Annotated in this window: 22 protein-coding genes; 2 read left to right on the top strand and 20 right to left on the bottom strand. The window is 74.4% G+C overall.

What is annotated here, in order from left to right:
* Window positions 1-10: 10 nt before the first annotated feature.
* Window positions 11-637 (bottom strand): response regulator transcription factor, encoded by a 627-nt coding sequence (locus tag ACZ4W5_RS20170; protein ID WP_375890835.1) that lies wholly within the window; start codon window positions 635-637, stop codon window positions 11-13.
* Complete coding sequence (locus ACZ4W5_RS20175) at window positions 634-1,845, bottom strand: sensor histidine kinase (protein ID WP_465655924.1); 1,212 nt, start codon at window positions 1,843-1,845, stop codon at window positions 634-636. Before ACZ4W5_RS20175 ends, ACZ4W5_RS20170 begins: the two co-directional genes overlap by 4 nt.
* 162 nt (window positions 1,846-2,007) lie before the next feature.
* Here ACZ4W5_RS20175 and ACZ4W5_RS20180 point away from each other — a divergent pair, with 162 nt between their 5' ends.
* Both ACZ4W5_RS20180 and ACZ4W5_RS20185 read left to right on the top strand, forming a co-directional pair.
* Entirely contained in the window at window positions 2,008-3,084 is a 1,077-nt protein-coding gene (locus ACZ4W5_RS20180) for an ABC transporter permease (RefSeq protein ID WP_360230275.1), read from the top strand.
* On the top strand, window positions 3,081-3,761 hold the full coding sequence (locus ACZ4W5_RS20185; RefSeq protein WP_402485584.1) for an ABC transporter ATP-binding protein: 681 nt from the start codon (window positions 3,081-3,083) through the stop codon (window positions 3,759-3,761). The genes ACZ4W5_RS20180 and ACZ4W5_RS20185 overlap by 4 nt, the downstream gene beginning before the upstream one ends.
* A gap of 1 nt (window position 3,762) precedes the next feature.
* On the opposite strand, the gene ACZ4W5_RS20190 is transcribed toward ACZ4W5_RS20185, so the two are convergent.
* The 18 genes from ACZ4W5_RS20190 to ACZ4W5_RS20275 all read right to left on the bottom strand — a co-directional run bounded on the left by ACZ4W5_RS20190 (window position 3,763) and on the right by ACZ4W5_RS20275 (window position 20,004).
* Entirely contained in the window at window positions 3,763-4,359 is a 597-nt protein-coding gene (locus tag ACZ4W5_RS20190) for a Uma2 family endonuclease (RefSeq protein WP_402485587.1), read from the bottom strand.
* Between the two features lie 100 nt (window positions 4,360-4,459).
* Window positions 4,460-5,170, bottom strand: coding sequence for a GntR family transcriptional regulator (locus ACZ4W5_RS20195; RefSeq protein WP_465655926.1), 711 nt, complete (start codon window positions 5,168-5,170; stop codon window positions 4,460-4,462).
* A 174-nt stretch (window positions 5,171-5,344) separates the two neighbouring features.
* Complete coding sequence (locus ACZ4W5_RS20200) at window positions 5,345-6,253, bottom strand: ornithine cyclodeaminase family protein (RefSeq protein WP_465655949.1); 909 nt, start codon at window positions 6,251-6,253, stop codon at window positions 5,345-5,347.
* Between the two features lie 47 nt (window positions 6,254-6,300).
* Complete coding sequence (locus ACZ4W5_RS20205; protein WP_465655928.1) at window positions 6,301-7,332, bottom strand: proline racemase family protein; 1,032 nt, start codon at window positions 7,330-7,332, stop codon at window positions 6,301-6,303.
* Between the two features lie 83 nt (window positions 7,333-7,415).
* Window positions 7,416-8,777 (bottom strand): aldehyde dehydrogenase family protein, encoded by a 1,362-nt coding sequence (locus tag ACZ4W5_RS20210; RefSeq protein ID WP_465655929.1) that lies wholly within the window; start codon window positions 8,775-8,777, stop codon window positions 7,416-7,418.
* Window positions 8,778-8,814: 37 nt separating this feature from the next.
* Entirely contained in the window at window positions 8,815-9,819 is a 1,005-nt protein-coding gene (locus ACZ4W5_RS20215; protein ID WP_375890815.1) for a proline racemase family protein, read from the bottom strand.
* A gap of 94 nt (window positions 9,820-9,913) precedes the next feature.
* Entirely contained in the window at window positions 9,914-10,777 is an 864-nt protein-coding gene (locus tag ACZ4W5_RS20220) for a dihydrodipicolinate synthase family protein (protein WP_465655951.1), read from the bottom strand.
* A 169-nt stretch (window positions 10,778-10,946) separates the two neighbouring features.
* Entirely contained in the window at window positions 10,947-12,380 is a 1,434-nt protein-coding gene (locus ACZ4W5_RS20225) for an FAD-dependent oxidoreductase (RefSeq protein WP_465655930.1), read from the bottom strand.
* Window positions 12,361-12,681: a (2Fe-2S)-binding protein gene (locus ACZ4W5_RS20230; protein ID WP_465655932.1), complete on the bottom strand. Its 321-nt coding sequence runs from the start codon at window positions 12,679-12,681 to the stop codon at window positions 12,361-12,363. The genes ACZ4W5_RS20225 and ACZ4W5_RS20230 overlap by 20 nt, the downstream gene beginning before the upstream one ends.
* A 70-nt stretch (window positions 12,682-12,751) precedes the next feature.
* The gene (locus tag ACZ4W5_RS20235; RefSeq protein WP_465655933.1) at window positions 12,752-13,912 is read right to left on the bottom strand and encodes an NAD(P)/FAD-dependent oxidoreductase; all 1,161 of its coding nucleotides are present in this window, start codon (window positions 13,910-13,912) and stop codon (window positions 12,752-12,754) included.
* A gap of 135 nt (window positions 13,913-14,047) precedes the next feature.
* On the bottom strand, window positions 14,048-14,944 hold the full coding sequence (gene tatC / locus ACZ4W5_RS20240; RefSeq protein WP_465655953.1) for a twin-arginine translocase subunit TatC: 897 nt from the start codon (window positions 14,942-14,944) through the stop codon (window positions 14,048-14,050).
* 157 nt (window positions 14,945-15,101) lie between these two features.
* Window positions 15,102-15,380 carry a Sec-independent protein translocase subunit TatA gene (tatA, locus tag ACZ4W5_RS20245; RefSeq protein WP_465655935.1) on the bottom strand — a complete coding sequence of 93 codons (279 nt, stop codon included), beginning with the start codon at window positions 15,378-15,380 and terminating at the stop codon, window positions 15,102-15,104.
* A 191-nt stretch (window positions 15,381-15,571) separates the two neighbouring features.
* Window positions 15,572-15,748 (bottom strand): hypothetical protein, encoded by a 177-nt coding sequence (locus ACZ4W5_RS20250; RefSeq protein WP_360230298.1) that lies wholly within the window; start codon window positions 15,746-15,748, stop codon window positions 15,572-15,574.
* A gap of 21 nt (window positions 15,749-15,769) precedes the next feature.
* Window positions 15,770-16,000 carry a hypothetical protein gene (locus tag ACZ4W5_RS20255; RefSeq protein WP_360230300.1) on the bottom strand — a complete coding sequence of 77 codons (231 nt, stop codon included), beginning with the start codon at window positions 15,998-16,000 and terminating at the stop codon, window positions 15,770-15,772.
* A gap of 3 nt (window positions 16,001-16,003) precedes the next feature.
* Window positions 16,004-16,960 carry a helix-turn-helix transcriptional regulator gene (locus ACZ4W5_RS20260; RefSeq protein WP_360230302.1) on the bottom strand — a complete coding sequence of 319 codons (957 nt, stop codon included), beginning with the start codon at window positions 16,958-16,960 and terminating at the stop codon, window positions 16,004-16,006.
* A complete protein-coding gene (locus ACZ4W5_RS20265) occupies window positions 16,957-17,937 on the bottom strand; it encodes a helix-turn-helix transcriptional regulator (protein ID WP_360230304.1) in 981 nt (326 codons plus the stop codon). The genes ACZ4W5_RS20260 and ACZ4W5_RS20265 overlap by 4 nt, the downstream gene beginning before the upstream one ends.
* Before the next feature lie 199 nt (window positions 17,938-18,136).
* The gene (locus ACZ4W5_RS20270; RefSeq protein WP_360230306.1) at window positions 18,137-18,520 is read right to left on the bottom strand and encodes an FKBP-type peptidyl-prolyl cis-trans isomerase; all 384 of its coding nucleotides are present in this window, start codon (window positions 18,518-18,520) and stop codon (window positions 18,137-18,139) included.
* Window positions 18,521-18,681: 161 nt separating this feature from the next.
* Window positions 18,682-20,004 carry an FKBP-type peptidyl-prolyl cis-trans isomerase gene (locus ACZ4W5_RS20275; protein ID WP_360230308.1) on the bottom strand — a complete coding sequence of 441 codons (1,323 nt, stop codon included), beginning with the start codon at window positions 20,002-20,004 and terminating at the stop codon, window positions 18,682-18,684.
* Window positions 20,005-20,120: the final 116 nt, after the last annotated feature.

Consider the following 20,120-nt stretch of genomic DNA (forward strand, 5'->3'; position numbering starts at 1 on the left):
CCCGGCCGGCTCAGCGGATCAGCCCCCGCCCGCGCGCCTCCCGCACCGCCGCGGTGCGCGAGTCCACGCCCAACTTCGTGTAGATGTGCACCAGATGGGACTTCACGGTGGCCTGGCTCAGGTGCAGCCGCTGGCTGACCTGCTGGTTCGTCAGGCCGTCCGCGACCAGCCCGAGCACCTCGGTCTCCCGCGCGCTGAGCGCCGCCGCGGGCGTGCGCATCCGTTCCAGCAGCCGGTCCGCCACGCTGGGCGCCAGTGCGCTGCGGCCCGCCGCCGCGGCCCGGACCGCCTGGGCGAGTTCCTCCGGCGGCGCGTCCTTCAACAGGTAGCCGGTGGCGCCGGCCTCCAGGGCCGGCAGGGTGTCGGCGTCGCTGTCGTAGGTGGTGACCACCAGGACCTTCGGCGCGCCCGCCCGGGCGGTGATCGCGGCGGTGGCCTGGGCCCCGTTCATCGCCGAGCCGGGCCCGAACTGGAGGTCCATCAGCACCACGTCCACGCCGGGTCCGGCCGCCAGCTCGACGGCCCGCTCGGCGGTGGCGGCCTCGGCGACGATGGCGAAGTCCGGTTCGCTCTCCAGCACCGCCCGCAGCCCGGCCCGCACCACCGGGTGGTCGTCGGCGATCAGCAGCCGGATCACGGGCCGGCCTCCGGCGCCGGGGCGACGGGCAGCTGCACGGCCAGCGCCGTTCCCTCCCCGGGCGCCGACTCCACGGTGAAGCTGCCGCCGAGCGCCCGGGCCCGGGCCCGCATGGAGGGCAGGCCGAAGCCGCCGTCCCCGCCGGTGCGGCCGGCTACCGCCGCCGGGTCGAACCCGGCCCCGTCGTCGAACACGTCCAACGCCACCTCGCCCTCCATGTAGCTGAGTGTCACCTCGGCCCGCGAGGCCTTCGCGTGCCGCACGGTGTTGCCGAGCGCCGACTGCGCGATCCGCAGCAGCGCCACCTCCTGCGCGGCGGGCAGCCGCACCTGCTCCCCGGAGACGTGCAGGTGGACGGGCAGACCGCTGTGCGCCGTGGTGGTCGCGCACAGCCGCTCCAGCGCGACGGACAGCGGGTCGCCGTCCAGCGCGGGCGGGGTGAGCGCGCGGACGAAGCGCCGGGCCTCGTCCAGGTTGTCCTGGGCGGCCTGCCGCGCCTGCTCGACGTACCCGGCGGCGGCCTCGGTGCGCTCTGGCAGCGCCCGCTGGGCCGCGCGCAGCAGCAGTTGGATAGAGCTGAGGCTCTGCGCGAGGGTGTCGTGGATCTCCCGGGCGAGCCGCTCGCGCTCGGCGAGCACGCCGGCCGCGTGGTGGGCGGCGGCGAGGTCGGCGCGGGCGGCGGTCAGTTCGTCGATCAGCCGGCGCCGTTCCTCGCTCTCCCGGTACAGCGCCTGGTAGCCGAGCACGGTGGCGGTGGCGACGGCCGCGCCGAGCAGCGGCCCGATGGCGGCGGCCGGGTTGAAGCCGTGCTGGTGGAGGGACCAGCCGGCGATCGCCGCCGCGGCCGTCAGCCCGACCGCGACCGGCCCGCTGCGCCGGCCGAGCAGGTGCAGTTCCAGGAAGTACAGCGGGAACGCCAGCCACACCCCGTCCTGGGTGGCGACCAGCACGCCCGCCCAGGTGACGCCGAGCAGGGCCAGCCAGAGCGCCGCGCCCCGGCGGGAGCGGTGCACGGCGGCCAGCCTCGGCCCGACCGCGTACACGGCGGCCATCGCGGAGGCCGCGGCGCCGACGGCGGCCGGGTCCCCGCCCCGGTCGGCGAAGGCGGCCCGGGCGACGGCCAGCGCCAGCAGGCCCGCCACGAGCAGGTGCAGGCAGAGCCGGAGGACGAGGGCGACGGGAGTGGTTCTGGATCGTTCGGTCGCCATCCCTCCAGCCTAGGTTCCGGCCCGGCGCCCGGCATCAATCAAAAGGTTGAACTCCGCTTCTGCCCTTCGATGCCCAGGATGCAATCCCCGGCGCGATGCCCGCGGGCCCCCTGCTCGGCGACCGTGGGGGCATCGCTCGTTCCGTCCGCAGAAAGGCCCACCGTGTTCGTCGCCTGGAGGGATCTGGGGTTCGCCAAGGGGCGGTTCGCCCTGATGGGAACCGTCATCGTACTGATCACCGTACTGGTCGGCATGCTGTCCGGGCTGACCGCCGGACTCGGCCGGCAGAACATCTCCGCGATCAGCGGCCTGCCCGCCGACCACCTGGCCTTCGGCAAGCCCGCCGACGGGCAGGAGCTCAACTTCACCGACTCCCAGGTCACCCCCGACCAGTGGCAGGCCTGGGCGCGCGAGCCCGGCGTGACCTCCGCCCAGCCGCTCGGCATCACCACCACCAAGGCCGCCGCCGGGCAGCGCACCGCCGCGCTCTCCGCCTTCGGCGTCCCCGACGGCTCCGACCTGGCCCCGCAGGGCGGCCTGATCGCCCCGGGCAGGGCGGTGCTCTCCCGGACCGCCGCCGAGAAGCTGGGCGACCTCACCCCCGGTGCCGGCTTCACCCTCGCCGGGCACCCCCTCCAGGTGGCCGCCGTCGACGGCGACGCCGCCTACAGCCACACCCCGGTGATCTGGACCAGCCTCACCGACTGGCAGCAGTTCGCCCCCGGCGGCGCCGGCCACGCCACCGTCATCGCCCTCCACACCGCCGCGGGCGCCGACCCGGCCGCCGCCGACGCCCGCCACGACACCGTGACCCGCACCCGGGACGACGCCCTCGCCGCGATCGGCTCGTACACCTCCGAGAACGGCTCCCTCCAGCTGATGCGCGGCTTCCTGTTCGCCATCTCCGCGCTGGTCATCGGCGCCTTCTTCACCGTCTGGACGATCCAGCGCAGCGGCGACATCGCCGTGCTCAAGGCCCTCGGCGCCTCCACCCGCTACCTGCTGCGCGACGCCCTCGGCCAGGCGGTGCTGCTGCTGGTGCTCGGTACGGCTGTCGGCACCGCGATCGCCCTCGGCGCCGGCTCGCTGATCGGCTCCGCCGTGCCCTTCGTCCTGGACGCCCCGACCCTGCTGCTGCCCGCCGTCGTCATGATCGCCCTCGGCGCGGTCGGCGCGGCCCTGTCCATCCGGCGGATCACCTCCGTCGACCCGCTGACCGCCCTGGGGAGCGCCCGATGAGTCTGGACCTCGACCGCATCACCTTGACCTACCCGGACGGCGACGGCCGGCTCACCGCCCTGGACGACGTCTCGCTGACCGTCCCCAAGGGCACCCTCACGGCCGTCGTCGGCCCGTCCGGCTCCGGCAAGTCCAGCCTGCTGGCCGTGGCCGCCACCCTGATCGCCCCGGACTCCGGCCGGGTCGTGGTGGACGGCACGGACACGGCGGGCCTCGGCCGGGCCGAACTCACCGCCCTGCGCCGTACCCGGATCGGCATCGTCTTCCAACAGGCCAACCTGCTGCCCTCGTTGACGGCCGCCGAACAGCTCCAGGTGATGGCCCACCTCGACGGCCGCTCCCCGCGCAGCGCCCTCCCCCGCGCGCTGGAGCTCCTGGACGCCGTCGGCCTGCGCGACCAGGCCGCCCGCCGCCCGCACCAGCTCTCCGGCGGCCAGCGCCAGCGGGTCAACATCGCCCGCGCCCTGATGAACGACCCCACCGTGCTGCTGGTCGACGAGCCCACCAGCGCCCTCGACCACGAACGCGGCGCCGCCGTCCTGGAGTTGATCACCGAACTCACCCACCGCCGGGCGACCGCCACCGTCCTGGTCACCCACGACCGCACCCACCTGACCGCCGTCGACCAGATCGCCGAGGTCCACGACGGCCGCCTGACGGTCCCGGTCGTCGGCTGAGCTACTTCTTGGCGCCGAGTACGTCGTCCACCGAGAGCGTCACCGACGCCCCGATCGACTCCGGCAGGGTGAACGACTGCCCGGGGTGGTGGACGGCGTGCACCCGGTACTCGCCGTCCTTGGGGTCGGTCAACACCATCACCCGCTGGTTCGTCCGGTCCACGATGACGTAGACCGGCACCCCGGCCTCGGCGTACAGCGGCGGCTTGACCTTCAGATCAGTCGTGAAGTTCGACGACGTCACTTCCAGGACGAGACGGAAGACTGCTGGGTCATAGCAATTGCGTTCGATCAGGTGTTCTTGGTAGTCGGCATCAACGACGCACAGATCCGGAATCGCGTAGTCGGACGGTCCGCCCGGCAACCACAGGCCCATCCCTTGAACGACTCGGGATGTATCACCATGGAGCCCCGCCGCCCACAACGGGATCATCAGGTCCGTGAGCGTCTCTCCATGTGGCCCATCCGGAGGCGGCGTCACCGTGATCTGACCTCCAAGAATCTCGACCCGATGCCCCACGAGTCGATCAGAGATCAGCTCGGCGGCTTCGAGCAGCGTCATCTGCTCGAAGGGCTCTTCCACTGCTGCGGCGGACATGGAGTTCCTCCTGACTGCCGATGTCGAGAGCATCATCGTAGGACGCGAGCGTCTCCCGGCACCCGCTTCCCATCTTTCACCCGAACGGGTGGTTTGGCCCCTATCGAGCCTGGAGCCGCAGGCCCGGGCGCTCCGTCTCGGCCTCCTCGCCCTGGCCCGCCCAGAGCGAGCGGACGTGGCTGAGGTGGCGCGTCATGCAGGCCTCGGCCGCCTCCGCGTCGCCGCTCAGCATCAGGTCCAGCAGCTCGACGTGCTCCTCCGCCGAGGAGACCAGCTGCCCCTGCTCGTCCAGCCGGGTCAGCCCGTACAGCCGGGAGCGCTTGCGCAGGTCACCGACCACCTCGACCAGCCGGGCGTTGCCGGCCAGTCCGAGCAGGTCGAGGTGGAACTGCCGGTCCGCCTCCAGGTAGCCGATCAGGTCGTGCTTGCGCGCCGCCGCGACGATCGCCTCGGCCTCGGGGCGCAGCCGCTCCAGCTGCTCCTTGGTGGCGGTGCGGGTGACCAGGCCGACGGTGGGGACCTCGATCAGGGCGCGGATGCCGGTGTAGTCGTCGAGGTCGCGCTCGGTGAGTTCGGTGACCCGGAAGCCCTTGTTACGGACGGCCTCGACCAGGCCCTCCCGGGCGAGGTCGAGCATGGCCTCGCGGACGGGGGTCGCGGAGACGCCGAAGTCGGCGGCGAGGGCGGGGGCGGAGTAGACGACGCCGGGGCGCAGTTCACCGGAGATCAGGGCCGCCCGGAGCGCGTGGGCGACCTGGTCGCGGAGCCGCTCCTGCACGGAGATCAGGGTGCGGGACTTGAGCTCGGCCATGGTGTTCCTCCGGTGGGTGCAGAACACCAGCGTACAATGTCACGTTACGTTGAGCGTGCAACAAACCGGGAATCCGAACAGCCTGTCACGGTCAACGCCGCCGATGTTCATGGTGGCAGCGACCACCGGGCCAGCACAACGGTCGACGACACACCGGCAAGGAGGCCGCAGCCTCTACGGGGACTGAGACAGCGACGACGCCCCGGCCCGGTACACCTCCGCCGCCACCGCCAGGTCCTCCCAGGCCATCCCGACGCTCTTGAAGAACCGCGGCCGCCCCTCCGGCAGCAGTGCGTCGCCGCGCACCAGCTCGGCCAGGTTCCACACCTGCCGCCGCCCGAGCGCGCCCGCCAGCAGCAGGTCCCCGGCCTCCCGGGCCGCGACGGCCCGCGCCTCCACGTACAGTTCGGCCCGCCCGACCAGCACCTCGTCCACCTCCCGGGCGTCCGGCTCGTGCGAGCCGACCGCCGCGACGGCCGCGTGGGCGGGCACCAGCGCACCGTCGAACAGCGGTGTGCGCGCGGTCGTGCAGCAGACCACCACGTCCGCCCGACCGACCGCCTCCGGCCCACCCACCGCGGCGGTCAGGCCGAGCGCCCGCCCGTACTCGGCCAGCGCGGCCGCCCGCCCGGCGTGCCGCGCCACCACGGTGAGCCGCCGCAACGGCCGCACGGTCAGCAGCGCGTCCAGGTGCCCGTAGGCCTGCGGCCCGGAGCCGAACAGCACCACGTGTTCGGCCTCCGGGACCGCGAGCCGCGCCAGCGCCGCCGCCGTCACGCCGGGCGTGCGCAGGGCGGTGAGGGCCGCGCCGTCCAGCAGCGCCAGCGGCTGGAGCGTCGGCCCGTCCAGCAGCAGGTAGCTGCCGGTGATCCGGGGCAGGCCGCGCGCGGGGTTGGCCGGCGCCACCCCGGCGATCTTCACCCCGGCGTACGGCCCGGCGGCGGCGGGCATCAGCAGCAGCTCGCCGGCCGGCACCGGTACGGCCGACCGGGCGGGCGCCGCCTCCGGGTCCAGCCCGTCCAGCAGCGCCCGCTCGATCGCCCGCACCGCCCCGGCGGGCCCGACTCCGCCGGTGCCCGGCACGGCGTACTGGAGCGGCTCAGCCCCCGCGCCGGGCAGTACCTCGGGGGTCACAGCGTGAACCCCGTTCCGAGCGTGTCCCCGGGCTCCAGCACGAACAGGTGCTCCCCGGTGCGGTACGCCGTGCCGCCGACCTCGGTGACCACGCCCGCCCCCAACGGGTCCCCGCCGTCCAGCACCCGCCCGGTGAACACCGTGCCGATGACGGACTCGTGCCGCAGTTCCTCGCCCGGTGCGATCCGCCCTTCGGCGGCGAGCACCGCGAGGCGCGCGGAGGTGCCGGAGCCGCACGGCGAGCGGTCGATCTGCCCGTCCGCGAACACCACCACGTTCCGCTGACTCAACACCCCGTCGTCCGAGGGAAGTTCGTCGTACAGCACGACCCCGTACACCCCGGACAGCCGCGGGTCACTCGGGTGCGCGACCGCTTCCGAGCCGGCCAGCAGTGCCCTGATCTCCCGCCCCACGGCGACGAGTTCGGGCAGCAGCCCGGGCTCGACGGCGAGCCCGAGCGCGGCCGCCGGCACCGAGGCGTAGCACGCCCCGGAGTGCGCCACCGCGACCTCGACCGTTCCCCGCGAGGTCTCGACCGGCAGTTTCAGGGCGCTGACCCGGCTCGGCACGTTGCGGAAGGTGACCCCGGTGGTGCGCCCGCCGCTGCGCCGCACCAGGGCGGTGACCCGCCCGGAGGGGACGTCGATCCGCACCTGGGCCACGCCGTCCGCGGGGGCCGGGACCAGCCCGGAGTCCACGGCCCAGGCGCCGAGCGCGATGGTGCCGTGCCCGCAGGCGGTCGAGTAGCCGTCCTTGTGCCAGAACAGCACGCCCAGGTGGGCCTCGTCGTCGTCCGGCGGCACCAGGAACCCGCCGTACATCCCGGCGTGCCCGCGCGGCTCGCGGACCAGCAGCTGCCGGACCTCCTCCAGCGCGCCCGGCCGGGGCGCGGTCGCGCTGCCGCCCGCGCCGATCGCGATGGCCCGCCGCTCGGCGACGCTGTCGCCGGGGATCGGGGGCACGCCGTCCAGCACGATCCGGAACGGCTCACCGGCCGTGTGGTAGTCGACCGTACGGACGCACTGCACCGGCCCCGCACCGGACCCAGCACCCGGCCCCGCAACGGACCCCGCGCCCGCAGCAGCCCCCGAGCCCCGTGCCACCCCCGGCATCACAGCCCCCCGCCCGGCAGCACACTGATCGTCCGACCGACGGTGTAGAACTCCAGCGCCGCCCGGCCCTGTTCGCGCTCCCCGTGGGCCGCGCCCTTGGTCCCCCCGAACGGCAGATGGAAGTCGACACCGCTGGACGGGGCGTTGACCCGGATCATGCCCGCGTCCAGCCGGTCGGCGACGGCCAGCGCCACGTCCAGGCCCCGGGTGTGCACCGAGGTGGCCAGGCTGTGCGGGGTGTCGTTGGCGAGCGCGACGGCCGCGTCCAGGTCGGCGGCCGCGTGCAGCACCGCGACCGGTCCGAAGAACTCCTCGCGCGCCAGCGGGTGTTGCGGGGGGACGTCGGCGAGCAGGGTCGGCTCGACGTACCAGCCGGCCCGGTCGGACGCCCGCCCGCCGACCAGCACGCTCGCCCCGGCCGCCACGGCCGACTCGACCGCCGCCACCAGCCGCTCCCGCGCGTCGGCGCCGATCACCGGCCCGCAGACCGCGTCGTCCACCGCCGCCAGCGCCTTGACCAGGGCCTCGCGCAGCGGCTCGTACGCCGCCCCGACCGCGATCACCCGGCTGGTGGCCGTGCACTTCTGCCCGGCGTACCCGGCGATCGCGGCCGCGATGTGCCCGGCGGCCAGCTCCACGTCCGCGTCCGGCAGCACCAACGCCGCGTTCAGGCCGCCGAGTTCGGCCTGCACCGGCACCCCGCGCCCGGTAGCGGCCTGGACCACGGCCCGGCCGACCCCGGTGGAGCCGGTGAAGGAGACCACGTCCGCCGCCCCGACCAGCGCCGCCCCCTCCTCCGCGCCGCCGGGCAGCACCGCGAGCACGTCCGGGGGCAGCACGGCCGCGGCCAGCTCGGCCAGCCGCAGCGCGCACGCCGTCGCCTCCGGCGCGGGCTTGAGCACCGCGGTGTTGCCCACCGCCAGCGCCGGTGCGGCCTTCCAACTCGGGATCGCCAGCGGGAAGTTCCACGGCGTGATCAGCCCGGCCACCCCGTGCGGACGGCGCCGGGTGAGCAGCAGCCCCGGCCCGGCGGCGGTCTCGTGCACCGCGCCGGACGGCTCGTACGGCGCCTGGGCGTAGTAGCGCCAGATCGCCGCCGTCCGGGCGACCTCCCCCCGCGCCTCGGCGAGCGGCTTGCCGACCTCGCGCACGATCAGCGCGGCGAGTTCCTCGGCGTGTGCCTCGACCGCCTCGGCGATCCGGCCCAGCGCGGCCGAGCGGGCGCCGGCGCCGGCCGCCAGCCAGCCGGCCTGTGCGGCCCGGGCCCGCCCCACGGCGGCCCGCACGGCCTCGGCGCCGGGTGCCTCGACGGCGACCACCAGATCGGTCGGGTCGGCGGGGTTGTACGAGGTGATGGTCACAACTAGCAGCCCTTCGGAGCGCGTTCGGGAGAGAGCGTCAGAGCAGGAAGCCCGCCGGGAACGGGTCGTCCGGGTCGAGGAAGTACTGGGCGGTGCCGGTGATCCAGGCCCGCCCGGTCACGGTGGGCACCACGGCCGGCCGCCCGGCCACCTCGGTCTCCTCGACCAGCCGCCCGGTGAAGGTGGTCCCGATGAAGGAGTCGTTGCGGAAGTCCCGCCCCAGCGGGAGTTCGCCGCGCGCGTGCAGCTGCGCCATCCGGGCCGAGGTGCCGGTGCCGCAGGGCGAACGGTCGAACCAGCCGGGGTGGATGGCCATCGCGTGCCGGGAGTGCTCGGCGGTGGAGCCGGGGGCGAGCAGCTGGACGTGGTGGCAGCTGTGGATGGAGGGGTCCTCCGGGTGCACCGGCCGGTCGGGGCTCGCGTTGATCGCGTCCATCAGGGCCAGGCCGGCGTCCAGGATGTCCTGCTTGCGCTCGCGCTCGAACGGCAGCCCGAACTCGGCGAGCGGCAGGATGGCGTAGAAGTTGCCCCCGTAGGCGAGGTCGTAGCCGATGGTGCCGTGGCCGGGCACCTCGATCTTGCGGTCCAGCGCGACGGAGTACGAGGCGACGTTGCGGATGGTGACGGCCTTGGCGGCGCCGCCCTCCACCCGCACCTCGGCGACCACCAGCCCGGCGGGGGTGTCCAGCCGGACCGTGGTGACCGGCTCGACCACCGGTACCATCCCGGTCTCGACCAGCACGGTGGCGACCCCGATGGTGCCGTGCCCGCACATCGGCAGCAGCCCGGAGACCTCGATGTAGAGCACCCCGAAGTCGGCGTCCGGCCGGGTCGGCGGCTGGAGGATCGCGCCGCTCATCGCGGCGTGCCCGCGCGGCTCGTACATCAGCAGGGTGCGGAAGTGGTCCAGGTGCTGCTGGAAGTGCACCCGGCGTTCGGCCATGGTGGCGCCGGGGATGACGCCGAAGCCCCCGGTGATCACCCGGGTCGGCATGCCCTCGGTGTGCGAGTCGACGGCGTGGAACACGTGACGGCTGCGCATTCCGCACAACTCCTCTGACGAAGCGGTTGGTTGAGGCCGGCTGCCCGCACAGCCGGCCGAACGACGGGTGCTGCCGGGGGTTTGAGGACGGGCCCTACCCGAGGCCCTCCGCGAGGGCCTTCTCGGTGGCCGCGCGCACGGCCGTCTCGATCTCCGGCTCCAGCGGCCGGCGCGGCGCCCGGACCGGCCCGCCGGGGCGTCCGGCGATGTCCATGGACAGCTTGATGGCCTGGACGAACTCGGTCTTGGAGTCCCAACGCAGCAGCGAGTGCAGCGACTTGTAGAGCGGCAGCGCGGTCTCCAGGTCGTGCCCGACGGCCGCGCGGTACAGCGCCACGGACGCCTCGGGCAGCGCGTTCGGGTAGCCGGCGATCCAGCCGACGGCCCCGGCCAGGGCCAGTTCCAGCAGCACGTCGTCGGCACCGATCAGCAGGTCCAGCCCGGGCGCCAGCTCGGCGATCTCGTAGGCCCGGCGGACGTCCCCGCTGAACTCCTTGACCGCCACGATCGAGCCCTCGCCGTGCAGTTGGGCGAGCAGCGCGGGCACCAGGTCGACCTTGGTGTCGATCGGGTTGTTGTACGCGACGACGGGCAGCCCGGCCCGGGCGACCTCCGCGTAGTGGGCCCGCACCGAGGCGTGGTCGGCCCGGTAGGCGTTGGGCGGCAGCAGCAGTACGGACCCGGCGCCGGCCTCGGCGGCCTGCTCGGCCCAGCGGCGGGACTCGGCACTGCCGTAGGCGGCGACCCCGGGCATGACCCGGGCGCCGTCGCCGGCCGCCTCGACCGCGATCTCGACGATCCGGGTGCGCTCCTCGGCGGTGAGCGTCTGGTACTCGCCCAGCGAGCCGTTGGGGACGACGCCGTCGCAGCCGGATTCGATCAGCCAGCGGACGTGCTCGGCGTAGGCGTCGTAGTCGACGGAGAGGTCCGGGCGCAGCGGGATCGTGGTGGCGACCATGATGCCGCGCCAGGGGCGGGTGGTGTCGTGCGGGGTGATGGACACGTTGGGCTCCTTGGTGAGGTGTGACATTTTATAAACAGCGACAGGCCGGAGACAAGGGTCCCCGCCCGAGACGTTCCGACGGATCGGGCCCGGCCGGGAGGCGCCCCAGGCCGTGAGACACGGCCTACTCCCCCGGGCCGGCCGCCAGCTCCCCCGGGCCGGCTGCCAGCTGCGAGAGCGGCACCGGGCAGGCCAACGGCCGCCGGTCCGCCCCCGGCTCCGCCGCGCCGGACAGGCAGGCCACGGCCGGCCCGCACATCCGCCCCTGGCACCAGCCCATCCCCGCCCGGGTGAGCAGCTTGACGGTCCGGGGATCGCCCGCGCCCAGCTCCTCCACCGCTTCCTCGATCCGCGCGACCGGCACCTCCTCGCACCGGCACACGTCGGTGTCCGGCCGCAGCCACCCGGTCCAGCCGGGCCCGGGCCGGTGGGCCGCCGCCATCAGCGCGGCGAACTCCCGCAACCGGGCCCGGCGGCCCAGCAGCGCCCGCCCGGGCCGCACCCCGGCGACCGCGTGCGCGGCCAGCTCCCCCTCGGCGAGCGCGAGGTCCGCGCCGCCGACGCCGTTGGTCTCCCCCGCGGACCAGAGACCCGGGACGGAGGTGCGCAGCCGGGCGTCGACCCGCAGCGCGACCGCGCCGTCCGGCCCGGTGGCGGTGTCCGCGCCGAGTTCGGTGGCCAGGTCGATCTGCGGCAGCAGCCCGTGCCCGACGGCGAGCGCGTCGCAGGCGATCCGCCGCTCGGTGCCGGGCAGCGGCCGCCAGTCGGCGTCCAGCCGGGCCACGGTGACGGCGGTGACCCGGTCCGTCCCGTGCGCCTCCACCACCGCGCTGCGCGGCCGCAGCCGTACCCGGTGCCGCAGCAGCGCGCCGCCGTGCCCGGCGCCCTCGACGAGCTTGGCGGGGACGGCCGCCAGCACGCCGGGGCGCCGGGCGTACCCGAGGTAGTCGCTCGCCTCGACCACCGCCGGGACCTCCGCCCCGGCGGCGACCAGTGAGGAGGCCGCGGCGAGCAGCAGCGGTCCGCTGCCGGCCACCACGATCCGCCGGCCGGGCAGCACCAGCCCGGCCTTGAGCATGGCCTGGGCGCCGCCCGCGGTGACCACCCCGGGCAGCGTCCAGCCGGGGAAGGGCAGTTGGCGCTCGTACGCGCCGGTGGCGAGCAGCACCGCCCCGGCCCTGAGGGTGGTCCGGTCGGCGGCCTGCGGGCCGCGGGTGATGTGCAGGGCGAAGCCGTCGGCGGTCCGCTCCAGCGCCCACACCTGGTGCCCGCCGCGGAACTCGGCCCGCGGGTGGGCTTCGAGCCGCGCGGCCAGCCCGGCGTACACCGACCAGTGGTGGTGCAGGCGGTCCGGGCGGCGCGCGCCCAGCCCGGGCGCCGGGTGCCGGTAGTACTGCCCGCCGGGCCGGTCCGCGCCGTCCAGCAGGACGCAGCGCAGCCCGAGGTCGGCGGCGGTGACGGCGGCGGCCAGCCCGGCCGGCCCGGCCCCCACCACGGCGAGGTCGAAGGTTCCGACGGCCTCCGGGGGCCGGGTCGGCTCAGACGGCGAGATCGGCACGGCCGTGGCCCTCCTGGCTGGTGACGACGGTGCCGGGCTCGGCGGGCAGCAGGCAGAGCCGCTGGTTGGCCCGGCCGTCCACGGTGGCCAGGCAGTCGAAGCAGGCGCCGATCCCGCAGAACGCCCCGCGCGGGCGGCCGCCGTTCCGGGTGGTGCGCCAGGCGAGCACGCCGTCGGCCCAGAGCGCGGCGGCGATCGACTGCCCGGGCAGGGCGCGGACGGCCCGCCCGTCGAACTCGATCTCGTACCCGGGCCCGGGGTCGGCCCCGACCAGCCCGGCAGGGGTTCGGCGACGCGTCACCGGCTTCTCCATTCCGTCGTCCAGCTCATCCGATCCGTTCCCGCCACCGCCCCGCCCGCACCCACGCCCGTCACCGCGCCGGGAACCGGTCGGCCCGGAACGGCCCGAGGTCCAGTTCCGGCCGCTTGCCGGTCAGCTGCTCGGCGATCAGCAGCCCGGTGGCGGGCGCCAGCCCGATCCCGGCCCCCTCGTGCCCGCAGGCGTGGTAGAGCCCCGGCACCCGGGGGTCCTCGCCGATCGCCGGCAGGTGGTCCGGCAGGTACGGGCGGAAGCCCCGGTAGGTGCGCATCACGCTGACGTCCGCGAGCACCGGGAACAGCTCCGCGGCCTGGACGGCGAGCCGGCGCAGCACCTCCTGGGAGAGGGTCCGGTCGAAGCCGACCCGCTCCCGGCTGGCGCCGATCAGCACCGGTCCGCCCGGGGTCCCCTCGACCACGGCGGAGGTCTGCAGCCCGGCCGAGCCGCTGGCCACGTCCGCGACGTAGTCGGCGGCGTAGACCTTGTGCCGGACGATCCTCGGCAGCGGCTCGGTGACCAGGACGAACCCGCGCCGGGGCAGTACCGGCAGGTGCACCCCCGCCAGCGCGGCCAGTTCGCCGCCCCAGGTGCCGGCCGCGTTGACCACCGCGGGGGCGGCCAGTCGGCGCCGGGCGGTCCGTACGCCGCGCACCGCGCCGTCCGGCCCGCGCTCCACGGCCGTCACGTCCTCCCCGGTGATCAGTTCGGCGCCCGCCCGCCGGGCCTCGCGCAGCAGGTGGGCGGCGGCGAGCGCGGGCTGGACCTGGGCGTCCTGGGGGTAGTGGTAGCCGCCCGCGAGCCCGGGGGCGAGGTGCGGCTCCAGCTCGTGCAGCCGCTCGGCCGGGACCTCCTCGGCGCTCACCCCGGCCGCGGCCTGCCCGGCGGCGAAGGCCCGCAGCGCCTGCTGTCCGGCCTCGGTCGAGGCGACCACGACGCCACCCTTGGGCTCGTACTCCACGGCCGGGCCGAGCTGTTCGGCGAGTTCGCACCAGAGCCGGGTGCTGAGCAGGGCGAGGTCGAGTTCGGGCCCGGGTTCCTTGTCGGAGACCAGCAGGTTGCCCTCGCCCGCCCCGGTGGTGCCGCCGGCGACCGGCCCGCGGTCGACGACGGCGACGGCGAGCCCGGCCCGGGCGGCGTAGTAGGCACAGGCGGCGCCGACGACTCCGGCGCCGACCACGACGACGTCCAGTGGAGGTCTCCAGGTCTTCAACACGTCAGTAATATGTCACATGCCATCTGCTCTGCCAAGAGTCCCTTTACCTTCCCGAGCGAGTCCCCCGGAACAGCAGACGGCCCCGGCCCCCGCACGAAGCGGGAACCGGGGCCGCCGGCCCGATCACTCACCGGCTCAGGTGATGTCGTCCATCTGCTCCCGCCGCGCGCTCGGCACCGGAGCGACACCCGCCGCCGGCGTCGCCGAGGCCTCGACGGTCTCCGCGCCCGCCACCGGCTGCACCGAGAGGTCCACCTGCGAGGCCTCCTCGTCGTCCAGCTCGGCGTCCGGGTTGTTCCGGCGCCTGCGCCGGTCGTTCATCAGCGCGATGCCCACCGCGAGGAAGTACAGCGCCCAGATCGGCGCGGCCAGCGCCAGCATGCTCAGCGGGTCGGCACTCGGCGTCGCGAAGGCCGCGAACACGGTGATCGCCATGATCATCCCGCGCCACCAGCCCAGCAGCCGCTTGCCGGTGACCATGCCGATCATGTTCAGCATCACGAGCAGCAGCGGGAACTCGAAGGCCAGGCCGAAGACCAGAACCATCCGCGTCGCGATGTCGAAGTAGTCGTTCGGCGGCAGGATCGGCGTGGTCTTGTCCGGGGTGAAGCTGACCAGGACCTCGATGGTCGTCGGCAGCACCAGGAAGGCCACGGCCACACCCGCCAGGAACAGCGGCGCCCCGAAGGCCATGAAGATGACGGTGTACTTCTTCTCGTGCTTGTGCAGACCGGGCGCCACGAACGCCCACACCTGCCACAGCCACACCGGCACCGCACCCACCACGCCGGCCGTCAGCGCCACCTGGAGCATCCAGGTGAAACCGGAGGTCAGACCGATGTTCGAGACCTGCGCGCACTTGCCGTGGTAGTGCAGTTGCTCCTCGGGCGTGTTGCACTGCGGCAGCGGCTTGAGCAGGAACGTCTCGATCTGCTTGTGGTAGATCAGGGCGACGATCGTGATCAGCACGATCGCCAGGACCGACTTGACCACGCGGTTGCGCAGTTCCCGCAGGTGATCGGCGAGGGCCATCCGCCCCTCAGGATCCTTGGGCGCCTTCTGCGGCGCCTTGGAGAGCTTGCTCAACCCCGGTCCTCAACTCGTGCGTCGAGGCCCGCCGGTCGACGGGCCTCCGTGGTCGCTCGCGGCACCCGTGCCGCGTCCCTCGCGTACGTCACGCGCGCCGCGCTCAGTGCGGGCGCTCGCCGCCGGGCGCACCCGGCCCGTCGCCGGGCGCCGACTCGACGCTCCGGGCCTCCGGCCGCGCCGAGACCTGCGGCGGGGCGGACGGCCGGACGGCCGGTGCGCTCCCCGCCGGCTCGTCCTCCGAGCGCATCGCCCTGGCCTCGCTCCTGAGGATCCGCAGCGACTGCCCCAGCGAGCGCGCCAGGTCGGGCAGCCGCTTGGCCCCGAACAGCACGACGGCAACCACCACGACCAGCACGATCGCGGTCATCGAGAAGCGCATGCGCCGACCACCTTCAGCATCCGCGGCCCGACAGACCGCCCGCCGCGGATGGTAACCGCTGCGGATGACGCCCCGACGACGGCCGCCCGAACAGGACAGCGGCCCCGACCGGCAGGACTGGAGCCACTGGAGAGCGTAACCCGCCCTCACCTCCGGACAGCAGCCCCCGTACCGCCGATGCCCCGACCGCGCTAGCGGGCCGGAACGGCCTCGGCCAGCTCCCCCGCCGCCTCGGCCAGCGCCCGGGACGCCGCGTCCACACCCTTGGCCAGCGCCCGCACGTCCAGCCAGAGCCGGATCGCGAGGACCCCGAGGACCAGCAGGCCCGCGGTGGCGAGCAGGACGGCGGCGACGAGCATCCAGGACATGCGCCCCACCCTATACGGGGGTCACCCCTCCACCGGGACGAGCCGCATGGTGCGCACCCCCGCCGCGGTGAGCGCCTCGACGATCTTCTCCCCGGCAGGCTTGCGCACCGCCGCCCCGCAGAGCGGGCAGCCGAAGCTGTAGTGCGCCTGCGCGGGAGTCCGGCCGAGGGTCAGCCGGAACTCCTCGGCCGGGAGCTCGACCTTCTCCCGGCACTGCGAGCAGTACACCTTGAATCTCGTCCCGGGCTCCACCGCTCAGTTCCGCCCCTCCCCGTAGGCGGCCAGCGCCTCCCGCGCGGCCGAGCGCGCCTGCTCGGCCAGTTCGGGCGGCGAGACGATCCGGCCGTCCCGGCCCAGCCGCAGCGCCAGCGGGCGCAGCTGGGAGGGGTCGGCGCTGCGCAGGGTGATCCGCAGCCCGCCGTCGGGCAGTTCCTCGGCCCGGTCGTGGGTGTAGTACTCGGCGACCCAGCGGCCGCCGGAGGAGACCTCGACCACCACCTCCGGGTCGTCGGCGGCCGGGTTGACCAGCCCGCCGCTGAGGTCACGCGGCTCGCGCCGGGGCGGGTCGGCCGGGACGTCCAGGACGCGGATCTCGGCGACCCGGTCCAGCCGGAACATCCGGTGGTCCTCCGAGGTGCGGCACCAGGCTTCCAGGTAGGTGTGGCCCTCGGTGAGCAGCCGGATCGGGTCGACCTCGCGCTCGGTCATCCCGCCGCGCCCGTGCGAGTAGTAGCGCAGCCAGAGCCGGCGGCCCTCGCTGAGCGCGCGGTCGATGTCGGCGAAGACGTGGCTCTCGGCCTCGAAGGTCACACCGACCCGGGCACTGCCCTCGGCGCTCTCCCCCGCGGCGTTCTCGATCTTGGCGACGGCCCGGGTGAGGGCCTCCCGGTCCCCGGCCCGCAGACCGGGCAGCCCGGCCACCGCCCGGGCGGCCACCAGCAGCGCGGTGGCCTCGTCGGCGGCCAGCCGCAGCGGCTGGGCCACGTCGTCGACGTTGTGCCACCAGATCCGCTCGCCGTCGGTGTCGATGTCGAGCAGGTCGCCGCCGCGGAAGCTGGTGCCGCACATCGGCAGCACGTTGAGGTCCGCGATCAGCTCGCGCTCGCTGATCCCGAACGCGCGCGCCACCTCGGCGACCTCGGCCCCGGGCCGCTCGCGCAGGTAGGTGACCAGCGACAGCATCCGTCGCGTCTGGTCGATCGCATTGCTCATGCCCGAACGTCCTCCGTGTCCAGCCCCGCGACCGCCCGCAGCCGGTCGATGACATCCGCCCGCAGCTCCTCCGGGCCGAGCACCAGCACGTCGGGCCCGAACTCCGCGAGGTCGGCGCCCAGCCCGTTGCCGTACGGGATCTCCAGCTCGTCCCAGACCTCGTCGACCCGGGTGCTGCCGAGCGCCTTGGTGCGCAGCGGGAAGCCCGCGCCCCGGCGGACCCGGACGGTCGCGGTGGCGGTGGCCCCCTCGCCGGCGAACTTGGCCACGGTGGCCCGGACGTCCACGTGCTCGGGCACGGTGCCCAGGAAGGCCCCGCTCTTGGCCTTCACCCTGCCGGTGATCCGGCTGAGCCGGAACACCCGGGCATCGCCGCGGTCCCGGTCGTACCCGGCCAGGTACCAGTGCCCGCGCCAGCACTCCAGCGCCCAGGGCTCGACGCTGCGCTGCTCGACGGCCGCGGCACCGGCCTTGCGGTACTCGAAGGTGACCGGACGGCGGTCCCGGGCGGCGGTGAGCAGCGGCTCGAACGCGGCCTCCCGGGCGGGGATGCGCGGCTCCAGGGCGGTCCGGCCCTCGGCCTCGGTGAACGGCACCCCGGCCGCGCGCAGCTTCTGCAACGCGCCGCTGGCCGCGCCGGACATCTTGGCCTGCTGCCAGACCCGGGCGGCCAGGGTCAGCGCGGCGGCCTCCTCGGCGTCCAGCGCGATCTCCGGCAGCCGGTTGCGGTCGGCGCGGGCGAGGTAGCCCAGCTCGCCGTCCAGCGCGCTCTCGTCGACGTCGATCACCAGGCCGAGCTCGCGCAGGTCGTCCTTGTCCCGCTCGAACATCCGGTTGAAGGCGTCCTCGCTGCTGTTCTGCCAGGCTTCGCGGTAGGCCTCGATGGATTCCCGCAGCTCCTTCTTGGAGAGCGGACGTCTGGTGTTCATCAGGCACAGGGCGAGATTCATCAGCCGCTCTGCCTTGGCGATCGCCATCGCTGACCCTTCCGGTGTGCCGCGCCGCGCGCGGGGTGCGCCAACCGGGCGATCCCCACCCGGCGGGACCGACCGTACCGGTAGCGGTACGCAGTGCAAAAGCCGCGTCCCGCGGCCGGTCCCCGGGAGCCGCCGTCCGGGCCCGGAAACGGCCTCGGGCCGGGCCCCCGAAGGGGTCCGGCCCGAGGTCACGGCAGGCTCAGACGGCCAGCAGGTCGACCACGAAGATCAGGGTCGAGTGCGGCGGGATGAGCGGCGACGGCGACTGGGCGCCGTACGCCAGGTGCGACGGAATGGTCAGCTCGCGACGGCCGCCGACCTTCATGCCCTTGACGCCCTGGTCCCAGCCCTTGATGACCCGGCCGCCGCCCAGCGGGAAGCGGAACTCGTTGGGGCTCCGGTTCCAGCTCGCGTCGAACTCCTCGCCGGTCTCGAAGGTCACGCCGACGTAGCGGACGGTGACATTCTGGCCCGACTTGGCCTCCTCGCCGTCACCGACGACGATGTCGCGGATCTGCAGCTCGGTCGGCGCGTCGCCGATCGGGAAGTCGATCTCGGGCTTCTCGTTCAGGTTCACAGCCATGGTCCCTCTTCTCACGTTCCCAGATTCCCTGCACGACCAAGCGGCGGACACCCGTACCGCGGCCCGTCCGGACCACGCTACGGGCGCCCGCCGCCCGCCGGGACCCGGCCACGCGGCCGGACCCGAAGGTCACACGCGCACCATTGTCCCCGAAAAGTCGATCAGCCCTGACCGGCATCCAGGATGTCCACCACGAAGACCAGGGTCGCGCCGGGCGGAATGTCGCCCTGCCCCTTGTCGCCGTAGCCCAGCGAGGCCGGGATCACCAGCTCGACCCGGCTGCCGACGGTCTGGCCCGTCAGCCCCTGGTCCCAGCCCTGGATGACCTGGCCGCCGCCGACCGCGAAGGAGAACGCCTGGCCCTTGCTGAGCGAGGAGTCGAAGACCTTGCCGTCCTTGGCCAGCGCGCCGGTGTACTGGACGACGACCTTCTCGCCCTTCTCCACCACCGGCCCGGTGCCCTTGATCAGGACGTGGGTCTTGAGCTCGGTCGGGTCCTTGGCCCCGGCGACCGGGGTGATGTCGGCCGGCTTCTTGCCGTTGTCCTTGACCTGCGGGAAGTCCGCGGGCGGCGGGGTGACGGTGCCGCTGACCACCGCGTCGGGCGCGTTGGCGTTGCGGATGTCGATCACGAAGATCAGGTTGTCCTTCGGGCCGATCGACATGTCCGGCTTGCCCTGCGAACCGAAGCCGGCCGCCGGCGGGGCCACCACCAGCAGTCGGCTGCCGGCCTTCTTCCCCATCACGGCCTGGTCCAGCGCGGGGATCAGCGCGTCGGTGCCGGCCTGGAAGATCTGCGGCTTGCCCTTGTCGTCGTACGAGCTCGGGATGTCCTTGCCGGTGGTCCAGTCCTTGGCGGTGTAGTCCACCGAGGTCCAGGAGTTCTTGTCCACCTTGGGGCCGTTGCCCTCGGAGAGCACCTTCACCACGAAGGAGCCGTCGGAGGCCTCGCCCGGCACCTGGATCTCGGCCTTCTTGCCGAAGTCACCGGTGACGGTCGGCAGCACCTTGGCGCTGTCCTTGATCGGCGGCACCGGCTCGGCGGTCGGCGTGGGCGGCGCGGACTTCGTCGCGTCCGGCTGGGCGACCGAGGCGGTGTCCTTCGACGAGTCCTTGTTCACCATGTACAGCGTGATGCCGCTGCCGACCAGCAGCACGGCGAGCACCGTACCGAGGATCACGCCCAGCTTGCCGACGCCGGGCGGGTTCTCGTCGTACCCCGCCTCCGAGGTGTCGTCTGCCTTGCGCACGCTGCTGGCGAAGATCTGCGGGGCGTCGTCGTCGTTCGACTTGGGCCCGGTCACGCGCGGCTTCTCGCCGGGCTGCGCCCAGCCCGCCTGCTGCGCGAGGATCGCCGGGGGCACGACGATCGACTCGCGGTCCGCCGCGACCTGCCCTCCCGGGCGGGAGGCGGCCGGGTCACCAGCAGAGCCGTCGTTCGCCGCGGTGCCGGCCCCGCCCGGGCTCGGCGTCTTCTCAGTCATGACTCCCCATCCATCTCGCCACGAGGTCTTCCAGGTCTGCGCCCGGCGTGGTGAGCGCCGGCCTGCCGCCGTACCCGTCCGCCCCGGACCCCGGCGCCGGGCGGCGCCTGCCACAG

The sequence above is a fragment of the Kitasatospora sp. NPDC029367 genome (genome assembly GCF_055569135.1).